General features: G+C 38.5%; 8 protein-coding genes, 6 tRNA genes and 1 rRNA gene. 14 read left to right on the top strand and 1 reads right to left on the bottom strand.

The features are described from left to right. A 5S ribosomal RNA gene (gene rrf, locus EW028_RS26410) occupies positions 1-77 on the top strand; the annotation flags it as partial. A gap of 122 nt (positions 78-199) precedes the next feature. Here the strand turns inward: rrf and mbcS are convergent. Next, complete coding sequence (gene mbcS, locus EW028_RS12055) at positions 200-1,786, bottom strand: acyl-CoA synthetase MbcS (RefSeq protein ID WP_131521040.1); 1,587 nt, start codon at positions 1,784-1,786, stop codon at positions 200-202. A gap of 269 nt (positions 1,787-2,055) precedes the next feature. Between mbcS and EW028_RS12050 the strand changes: the two genes are divergently transcribed. From EW028_RS12050 to EW028_RS11990, 13 genes are all read left to right on the top strand, one after another. Continuing rightward, positions 2,056-2,132: transfer RNA gene (locus EW028_RS12050), tRNA-Asn, on the top strand. A 112-nt stretch (positions 2,133-2,244) separates the two neighbouring features. Then, positions 2,245-2,319: transfer RNA gene (locus tag EW028_RS12045), tRNA-Glu, on the top strand. Between the two features lie 56 nt (positions 2,320-2,375). Further along, a tRNA-Val gene (locus tag EW028_RS12040) sits at positions 2,376-2,451 on the top strand. An 18-nt stretch (positions 2,452-2,469) separates the two neighbouring features. Continuing rightward, a tRNA-Tyr gene (locus tag EW028_RS12035) sits at positions 2,470-2,553 on the top strand. Between the two features lie 14 nt (positions 2,554-2,567). Then, positions 2,568-2,642, top strand: a tRNA-Gln gene (locus EW028_RS12030). Between the two features lie 13 nt (positions 2,643-2,655). Next, positions 2,656-2,728 (top strand) — tRNA-Lys (locus EW028_RS12025). A 184-nt stretch (positions 2,729-2,912) separates the two neighbouring features. Beyond that, positions 2,913-3,818 carry an arginase gene (gene rocF, locus EW028_RS12020; RefSeq protein WP_131521039.1) on the top strand — a complete coding sequence of 302 codons (906 nt, stop codon included), beginning with the start codon at positions 2,913-2,915 and terminating at the stop codon, positions 3,816-3,818. A gap of 133 nt (positions 3,819-3,951) precedes the next feature. Next, positions 3,952-4,515: an RNA polymerase sigma factor SigW gene (sigW, locus tag EW028_RS12015; RefSeq protein WP_004225410.1), complete on the top strand. Its 564-nt coding sequence runs from the start codon at positions 3,952-3,954 to the stop codon at positions 4,513-4,515. A 13-nt stretch (positions 4,516-4,528) separates the two neighbouring features. Then, a complete protein-coding gene (locus EW028_RS12010) occupies positions 4,529-5,155 on the top strand; it encodes an anti-sigma factor family protein (RefSeq protein WP_004225400.1) in 627 nt (208 codons plus the stop codon). Positions 5,156-5,304: 149 nt separating this feature from the next. Continuing rightward, positions 5,305-6,141, top strand: coding sequence for a diadenylate cyclase CdaA (cdaA, locus tag EW028_RS12005; RefSeq protein ID WP_131521038.1), 837 nt, complete (start codon positions 5,305-5,307; stop codon positions 6,139-6,141). Next, positions 6,134-7,210 (top strand): CdaR family protein, encoded by a 1,077-nt coding sequence (locus tag EW028_RS12000; RefSeq protein WP_131521037.1) that lies wholly within the window; start codon positions 6,134-6,136, stop codon positions 7,208-7,210. The genes cdaA and EW028_RS12000 overlap by 8 nt, the downstream gene beginning before the upstream one ends. A 213-nt stretch (positions 7,211-7,423) precedes the next feature. Beyond that, positions 7,424-8,776, top strand: coding sequence for a phosphoglucosamine mutase (gene glmM, locus EW028_RS11995; RefSeq protein WP_131521036.1), 1,353 nt, complete (start codon positions 7,424-7,426; stop codon positions 8,774-8,776). Positions 8,777-8,903: 127 nt separating this feature from the next. Next, complete coding sequence (locus EW028_RS11990; protein ID WP_054549732.1) at positions 8,904-9,419, top strand: type 1 glutamine amidotransferase domain-containing protein; 516 nt, start codon at positions 8,904-8,906, stop codon at positions 9,417-9,419. Positions 9,420-9,546 lie beyond the last annotated feature (127 nt).

Genomic DNA, 9,546 nt, shown 5'->3' with positions numbered 1-9,546 from the left:
CCGAACACGGAAGTTAAGCTCTTTAGCGCCGATGGTAGTTGGGGGCTTCCCCCTGTGAGAGTAGGACGTCGCTAGGCGCAAAAAGTCGCTACTGATACACTCAGTAGTGGCTTTTTTTATTTGAGCCGACTATTTTTAATTCATCAATACATAAAAGAAGGCATCCTCAATGGATGCCTTCTTGTTTTAAATACTTAACTTAATGTGTATGAACTGTAGTAGCTCGTAGTTCGATACGGCGAATTTTCCCTGATGTCGTTTTTGGTAACTCATCAAGAAAGACGATACTACGAGGGTATTTATAAGGGGCTGTTAACGCTTTTACATGCTCCTGTAGCTCCTTTGTTAACTCCTCTTCATTACATTCTTTGAAGCCTTCTCGTAAGATAACAAATGCCTTTACAATATGCCCTCTAATTTCATCTGGCGCAGCTACAACTGCACACTCTTGTACAGCTTCATGTTTGTTTAATGCATCTTCAACTTCAAATGGTCCGATCGTATAACCAGATGAAATAATAATGTCATCTCCACGACCTTCAAACCAGAAGTAACCGTCTTCATCACATTTTGCTTGATCACCTGTAATATACCAATCCCCACGAAATGCAGCTTGTGTGCGCTCAGGTTCTTTATAATATTCTTTAAATAAAGCTGGTGAAGATTTGTGAACAGCAATATCACCAACTTCGCCAACTGCTGCTTCATTCCCTTCATTGTCGATAATACGTACAATATTACCTGGAGTTGGAACACCCATAGATCCAGGACGTAATTCTGTGTTTTCGAGTGTACCAATTAATAGTGTGTTTTCTGTTTGTCCATAGCCATCACGTACTTTTAGTCCAAAATGATTCATAAATGTTTCGATAACTGGGCGGTTTAAAGGCTCACCAGCAGAAACGGCACTACGTAGAGATGATAGATTGTAGTCTTGTAAATTATCGATTTTCGCCATAATCCGGTATTCGGTCGGTGTACAACAGAGAACATTAACTTTTTCATCCTGCATTAATTGAAGATAGGTTTTTGCATCGAATCCACCATGATAGACAAATGCAGTAGCGCCCAGCATGATTGTTGATAAAAAAGGACTCCATATCCACTTTTGCCAACCAGGAGCAGCTGTTGCCCACACGAGGTCTCCTTCACGTACACAAAGCCATTTTGAAGCCGCAGTTCTAATATGTGCATATCCCCAGCCGTGTGAATGAACAACGCCCTTAGGTTTACCAGTTGTACCAGAAGTATAAGATAGGAATGCCATGTCATCGCGTGTAGTAGCTACAGCTGTAAATGTAGCTTGCTGCTTGCTTGCTAATTCATCTAAAGAAGTCCAATCTCCTTTCGCAGCACCAATCACTAGTTTATTTTTCAATGTGTCTACAGAAGAAGTAATTTGATCAACTTCACTAGTAAAAGCCTCATAAGCAATAACTGCACTAGCAGAAGAATGTTCCATCCGATATTCTAAATCGCTTGCACGTAGCATCTCTGAACATGAAATGGGTACGATACCAGCCTTTAAGCAGCCTAGAAAAACGAAATAAGCTTCTGGAAGTCGAGGAATAATAACTAATACACGATCACCTTTTTGAAGCCCCTTCTCCGTAAAAGCGTTTGCGTATTGATTCATTTTTTGGCTAAGTTCCACATAAGAAACTGTACGTCTCTCTTGTTGTGTATTCAACCAACGTATTGCTTGGCGATCACTATCTTGCGAAAATTTTTCTAATTCCTCTGTGATGTTATAAAATTCAGGTGCAATTAAATCATTTGATACCATCTTGAACATCCTCCCCCAGAAAATTTGATAGAAAATTCATAAAACTATTTTTATTTTAACAATTACAATAATATACAGCAAGAATATTTAGTACGTTAAATAGAAATATTAGAATTAATAGAGAACTATTATGCTTTCAGACGAATGTAGAAGCAGACTTCGACAAAAAATATAAAAATTTTCACAAAATGTGTTGCATTATTTAGAATGCTTGCTATAATAATAAATGTACTTAAGAGGTTGTTTAAAACCGAAGTGAATAGCATTGTTCCGAAGTAGCTCAGTTGGTAGTAGCACCTGACTGTTAATCAGGTTGTCGCAGGTTCGAGTCCTGCCTTCGGAGCCATTTTTTTGTCCTTTTTTCAATCACTATAATACATAAAATAATTTGTGAAAAAGCATTGCAATTATTAATTAAAAATGTTATTATAATTCTTGTCTTGTTGAGACGTAATATTGGCCCCTTGGTCAAGTGGTTAAGACACCGCCCTTTCACGGCGGTAACACGGGTTCGAATCCCGTAGGGGTCACCATTTAAAAATTTAGGCTTTATAAAGAATATAAACTGTGATATAACACCTGTTTCTATGGAGGATTAGCTCAGCTGGGAGAGCATCTGCCTTACAAGCAGAGGGTCGGCGGTTCGAGCCCGTCATCCTCCACCATTCTTATTGTGTTATTTCGGAGGGGTAGCGAAGTGGCTAAACGCGGCGGACTGTAAATCCGCTCCTTAGGGTTCGGCGGTTCGAATCCGTCCCCCTCCACCAGTTTTATAAATGATTGGGGTATAGCCAAGCGGTAAGGCAACGGATTTTGATTCCGTCATGCCTAGGTTCGAATCCTAGTACCCCAGCCATTTTTTCTTTTATGAGCCATTAGCTCAGTTGGTAGAGCATCTGACTTTTAATCAGAGGGTCGAAGGTTCGAGTCCTTCATGGCTCACTTTTTTAGAATAAAATTATTCAAAAGTGTTATATTAACTACAGATAACTAATCTCTTGCTGAAAACAGTAGGAGATTTTTTTATGTTATTTATAAATGAATAAATATACAACTTTTTGTCGAGTTGAGCCAAGTGGTATATAGGCTTTACAATATTCTTATAACTTTTAGGGGGTATAAAAACATGAATAAACTTAATATTTCTATTATTGGAGTACCAACAGATTATGGACAAACACGCCGTGGGGTAGATATGGGACCAAGTGCTATTCGATATGCAGGTATTGTTGAACGTTTAGAGGCTATCGGACACGATGTACAGGATCAAGGGGATATTCGTGTTAGTCAAAAGCTTGCAGACGGAGCTGTGGATGAAAAATTACTAAATTTAGAGGAAGTTGTAGAAGTTAGTACTGCATTAGCAAATAGTGTGCATGAAGTAGTGGAACAAAAAAAATTCCCACTCGTATTCGGTGGAGACCATAGCATTGCTATTGGAACATTAGCTGGATTAGGTGAGCATTACAAAAATCTTGGTGTTATCTGGTATGACGCTCATGCAGATTTAAATACACCTGAAACAACACCTTCAGGCAATATACATGGGATGCCGTTAGCCGTTAGTATTGGGCTAGGACATGAACGTTTAGTGCAAATTCGCAACTATGCTCCAAAAATTAAGCCAGAAAACGTGATTATTATTGGAGCTCGTTCAGTAGACCCAGGAGAACGTGAATTGATACGTCAACAAGGAATTAAAGTATATACAATGCATGAAATCGACCGACTTGGCATGACACGTGTGATGGAAGATGCACTTGCTTATTTAAAGGAACGAAATGTTGATGGCTTACATTTATCACTTGATTTAGACGGATTAGATCCACTTTATACGCCAGGTGTGGGTACACCAGTTCCAGGTGGAATTACGTACCGAGAAAGCCATTTAGCAATGGAAATGTTACAAGAATCAGGCATGGTAACTTCAGCCGAGTTTGTAGAGGTAAATCCTATACTAGATGAAAAGAATACAACAGCAAATGTGGCTGTTGCATTAATGGGATCTTTATTTGGTGAAACACTAGTTTAAAGAAAATTTGACAAAAAATTGCCTGTTGTCACATTGCATAAAAATCTTTTGCTATAATTGAATTAAAACGAAACTTTTCTTATCGGTGCTTCGTATAGTATAAGACAGTTGTAAAGGTGGAGAAGTCAACACAATGGATGCGTTAGTAAATAAGAGAATAAAACAAGTGCTTAAAGGCGATCAAAACGCATTTGCCGATATTGTGAGTCTCTATCAGCACAAACTGTACCAAGTATGCTATCGAATGTTAGGCAACAAACAAGAGTCTGAAGACATTGCTCAAGAGGCTTTTGTGCGAGCTTATATGAACTTGCATACATTTGATCAGAAAAGAAAATTTTCAACGTGGCTTTATCGCATAGCGACAAACCTCTGCATTGACCGTATTCGAAAAAAGAAACCGGATTATTATTTAGATGCAGAAGTAGCTGGTACAGAAGGGCTTGATATGTATTCGCAAATCGCAGCAGATGACCAGCTACCAGAGGAGCAGTTAGAACAAATGGAGCTGCAAGATCGCATTCAATATGAAATTGGACGATTGCCGGATAAATACCGTTCGGTTATAGTATTGAAATATATAGAAGAGTTATCGTTACAAGAGATTAGCGAGATTTTAGATATGCCGCTTGGAACGGTGAAAACGAGGATTCACCGCGGACGTGAGGCATTACGTAAGCAATTAAACAATCTGTAGGAGGGGGAGCGTCATGAATACTTGTCCAGAGCATATTATAGACTATATGCATGATTATTTAGACGGTGACATTAGTCGTGAGCATGAGCAAGAGTTGAAACAACACTTGCATACATGTAATGATTGTAAACAGTTGATGCAAGAATTGAGTGAAACAATCGCCTTTGTGAAGAGTGCTTCCCATATTACAGCGCCTCCGGGTTTTGAAGCAGCAGTTATGGCTCGTTTACCAAAACCAAAAAGTCGAGTAGGTATACAAAAATGGATTCGCCGGCATCCGTTCTTTGTGGCAGCAGCAGTATTTTGCTTATTCATGAGTGCTACATTATTGGGTAGCTTCATGGATGACCAGCATTTCTCAGTGACCAAGCAACCTAATTTAGTTGTGGATGGTCAAACAGTGATTGTACCTGAAGGGGAAGTGGTGAAAGGCGATATTGTTGTAAAAAATGGCGATTTGATTGTTGAAGGTGAAGTTGATGGTAACGTCACAGTAATCAACGGGCAATATATGGCATCTTCAGCGGTAGTTTCAGGGAGAATCGAAGAAATTGACGAAGTATTTGAATGGTTATGGTATACAATTAAAAATTCTGTTAAGACAGCCATGACATTTGAGGAAAAAGAAGAAACTAAATAACACTCTATACGTCCTAAAAAATAGTGCACGTGAGAGGCTGAAAGGTCTACTCTTCTGAGTAGACTTTTTATTTGAAAAAAGTTACATTTGATAAGAATGTGATATACTTGAATGTGTATGGATTCGTAATGAAAAGTGGGGGATGCCACGTGCAAATTATCGAACATTTCACGGATTTAACGCCTGTGAATATTGTTATTAACTTCATTGATGTACTGCTCGTTTGGTACGTTGTTTATAAAGTCTTAACCCTCATTAAAGGTACGAAGGCTGTCCAATTACTTAAGGGAATATTCGTCATTATTATTGCACGAATTGCAACAGACCTTTTAGGGTTACAAACACTTGGTTGGATGCTACAACAAGTTATTGAGTTTGGTTTCCTAGCGATTATTATTATTTTCCAACCTGAAATCAGACGTGGTTTAGAACAAATTGGGCGAGGAAAGCTATTCCAACGCTCATCTAGTCAAGAGGAAGAAGAACAAACAAGACTTATTGAGGCAATGAAGAAGTCTGTAAGTTATATGGCTAAACGTCGAATAGGTGCGTTAATTTCTATTGAAAAAGAAACAGGTCTTAATGAATATATTGAAACAGGTATAGGGCTAAATGCTGAAATTTCATCAGAATTACTGATTAATATCTTTATACCAAATACCCCGCTACATGATGGGGCTGTTATTATGCAAAAAGATAAAGTTACAGCAGCGGCTTGCTATTTACCTTTATCTGAAAGCCCATTTATTTCAAAAGAGTTAGGGACACGCCACCGTGCTGCTCTTGGTTTAAGTGAAGTTACAGATGCTATTACAATTGTTGTTTCAGAAGAAACAGGCGCAATTAGTATAACATTAAATGGTAATCTCCATCGAAATCTTTCTCTAGAGGAGTTCGAAACATTATTAAGAAAAATGTGGTTCGGATCAGTACAGGAATCAAGTGCATCCTCTAAGTTGACTTGGAGGGGGAAAAAGAATGGATAAAATGATGGATAGCCCTTGGGTACTTAGAATCATCGCGCTATTTTTAGCGTTTTTGCTTTTCTTCTCAGTGCGTACCGAGTTGTCACCTTTAAATAAAGCTACCTCAAATGAACAAACGGATGTTATTCGTGATGTTCCAGTGGATGTTTATTACGATAATGAAAATCTTATTGTGACAGGTTTACCTGAAACTGTGGATGTAACGATAGAAGGTCCGATGGCATTGGTTTTAAAAGCAAAGGGAGCTAAGGATTTTTCTATATTTGCGGATTTGAGCAATTTATTGCTAGGAGAGCATGATGTAAAACTGCAATACGAAAATATTTCAGAAAAGTTAAAAGTGACATTAGACCCTGCAACTGTTCATGTGAATATTGAGGAAAAGGTCACGCAGGAGTTCCGAGTGGACCCTGAAATGAACAAACGTTTAATTGAAGAAGGTTTTATCTTAAAAGAAATGACAGCCAACCCGCCAACTGTTTATGTAACAGGTGCAAAAAGTGCTATTGAAAGCATTAGTTATGTAAAAGCAACTGTTACAGGAGAGCAGGGCTTGAAGCAATCATTCACGCAGGAAGCAGCTGTAAAAGTATTAGATAGAGATTTAAATAAGTTAGACGTGACTATTGAACCTGAAATTGTGAAAGTTCAAGTAGATATAGCGGAGTATAGTCGAGAGATCCCAGTTGTCCTTAACGAAACAGGGCAAGCTGCCGAGGACATTACCATTAACTCATTAACATTTTCACCGAAAATGATTAAAGTGTATGGAAGAAAATCCATTATTGACAGTTTAACATCCATTCCAATAACAGTTGACCTGTCAAAAATTACTGAGTCCAAAACTTATGAATTTGATGTAAAATTACCAGATGGTGTGACAAAAATATCTGACAAGAAAATAAAAGTGAAGGCAGATATTACAAAGGTTGAACAAGAAGAACAGCAGAAAACACCAGCTTCTACAGAGGAAACGCCACCTCCAATTGAAGAACCTGATGTGACAGATGAGAGTACTCCAACTGATAAAAATACGTCAACTGAGGAATCGGAAGATATTGATTCTTAAACAATATGTGACTATAATTTTATTTTGATTCTAAATCAAAAATCCAATCAGGTTTGTAGTTCAGGTTTCATCCAACAAACTGGCAGAGTGGAATATTAATAATTACCAATGAATGAACAAAGGCAGACTTTTCCAAAAGTAAGCGGACAAGTGTCTAATGCTTGATAGAAACTCACTAGGCACTGTCTTGCATTGAAGGAGAGAATAAGTAGAATGGGTAAATATTTTGGAACAGATGGCGTCCGTGGCGTCGCGAATAGTGAATTAACACCAGAATTTGCATTTAAACTTGGTCGTATAGGCGGCTATGTTTTAACAAAAGATGCAACTGACCGTCCAAAGGTTTTAATTGGTCGTGACACACGTATTTCAGGTGAGATGCTTGAAGGTGCACTTGTGGCTGGTCTTTTATCAATTGGGGTAGAGGTAATGCGTCTTGGTATTATTTCAACACCAGGTGTGGCATACCTTACTCGAATTATGAGCGCAGATGCGGGCGTCATGATTTCAGCTTCACATAACCCAGTTGCAGATAACGGTATTAAATTTTTCGGTCCTGATGGCTTTAAGCTAACAGATGCACAGGAAGCGGAAATTGAAGCGTTAATTGATGCGCAAGAGGATAAATTACCACGTCCTATAGGAGCAGATTTAGGATCTGTAAGCGACTATTTCGAAGGTGGTCAAAAATATATTCAATACTTAAAGCAAACAGTGGATGAAGAATTTGATGGTATCCACGTAGCGCTTGATTGTGCACATGGTGCAACTTCATCTTTAGCTACACATTTATTTGCTGATTTAGAAGCGGACATTTCTACAATGGGAGCTTCTCCAACTGGCTTAAATATCAATGATGGTGTAGGCTCAACACACCCAGAAGGACTAGCTAAGTTTGTTACTGAAAAAGGTGCAGATGTTGGTTTAGCTTTTGATGGCGATGGAGACCGTTTAATTGCTGTAGATGAAAACGGAAAAATCGTTGACGGTGACCAAATTATGTTTATCATTGGTAAGCATTTAAATGCGGTAGGGCGTTTGAAGAAGCAAACAATTGTTTCAACAGTGATGAGCAATATGGGCTTCTATAAAGCTGTGGCTGACAATGGTATGCAAAGTGTACAAACAGCTGTAGGTGATCGTTATGTTGTGGAAGAAATGCGTGCGAATGAATACAATTTAGGTGGCGAGCAATCAGGGCATATCGTCTTTCTAGATTTTAATACAACAGGTGATGGCTTATTGACAGGAATTCAGCTTGTCAACATTATGAAGGCGACGGGTAAAAAGCTTTCAGAACTTGCAGGTGAAATGAAAATCTACCCTCAGCGTCTTGTCAATGTGCGTGTAACAGATAAGCATGCTGTGACTGATAATGCGAAAGTAGCTGCAGTAATTGCAGAGGTAGAAGCTGAAATGGCTGGAAATGGTCGTGTTTTAGTACGTCCTTCAGGTACAGAGCCATTAGTACGTGTCATGGTGGAAGCAGCAACAGAAACGGATTGCGAGCGTTTTGTCGAGCGTATTGCAGATGTTGTACGTGTAGAAATGGGCCTAACAGAATAAGAAATAGAGTGTAAACCCGATTTCCGTAAACAGGAAATCGGGTTTACTTATTTGAAAGGAATGTTTTAAATAAGCGAGATGGGGAACAGTAATTAGGAGTCACAATAACAAGGAGTGTTTAATTGATATGGCTAAAATTGCTACAGTTATAACAGATATGTTTGAGGACATTGAGTTTACAAGCCCTAAAGAAGCTTTGGAAGCAGCTGGGCATCAGCTAGTAACAATTGATATCGAAGCAGGCAAGGAAGTTAAGGGTAAGCATGGAGAGTCCGTGAAAATTGATAAAGGCATTGATGAAGTAAAAGCTACAGATTACGATGCATTATTTATTCCTGGTGGTTTTTCTCCTGATATATTACGTGCGGATGATCGTATAGTAGCATTTGCAAAGTCCTTTATGGATGAAATGAAGCCTACCTTTGCCATTTGTCATGGACCACAACTTCTTATTACTGCAAAGACATTAAATGGGCGTGACGCCACAGGCTATAAATCCATCCAAGTGGATTTAGAAAATGCAGGGGCAATCTTCCATGATGAAGAAGTATTTGTCTGTCAAAAACAGCTTGTAACAAGTAGAACGCCAGATGATCTTCCTGCATTTAATAGAGAAATTGTTAAATTATTAGACAGTAAATAAAGGATAGGCACAAGCATTTAAAATGCTTGTGCCTATTTTGTATTATCAAAGTGCTTATGTATCGCTTTGTCTACATATTTGTCACGAAAAAGCTTTAGGGCTAGGTGTTTTTTATAACGAAAATTTG

It is taken from the genome of Lysinibacillus sp. OL1, from assembly GCF_004332175.1.
In the GTDB taxonomy this organism is placed as follows: domain Bacteria; phylum Bacillota; class Bacilli; order Bacillales_A; family Planococcaceae; genus Lysinibacillus; species Lysinibacillus capsici.
Note: the sequence above shows the minus strand (reverse complement) of the source record. Positions and strands in the feature narration are given on the sequence as shown.

What these genes read in the sequence shown, in the direction of transcription:
- mbcS (WP_131521040.1), bottom strand. Translation starts at nt 1,786, where the DNA reads ATGGTATCAAATGATTTAATTGCACCTGAATTTTATAACATCACAGAG.
- rocF (WP_131521039.1), top strand. Translation starts at nt 2,913, where the DNA reads ATGAATAAACTTAATATTTCTATTATTGGAGTACCAACAGATTATGGA.
- sigW (WP_004225410.1), top strand. Translation starts at nt 3,952, where the DNA reads ATGGATGCGTTAGTAAATAAGAGAATAAAACAAGTGCTTAAAGGCGAT.
- EW028_RS12010 (WP_004225400.1), top strand. Translation starts at nt 4,529, where the DNA reads ATGAATACTTGTCCAGAGCATATTATAGACTATATGCATGATTATTTA.
- EW028_RS12000 (WP_131521037.1), top strand. Translation starts at nt 6,134, where the DNA reads ATGGATAAAATGATGGATAGCCCTTGGGTACTTAGAATCATCGCGCTA.
- glmM (WP_131521036.1), top strand. Translation starts at nt 7,424, where the DNA reads ATGGGTAAATATTTTGGAACAGATGGCGTCCGTGGCGTCGCGAATAGT.
- EW028_RS11990 (WP_054549732.1), top strand. Translation starts at nt 8,904, where the DNA reads ATGGCTAAAATTGCTACAGTTATAACAGATATGTTTGAGGACATTGAG.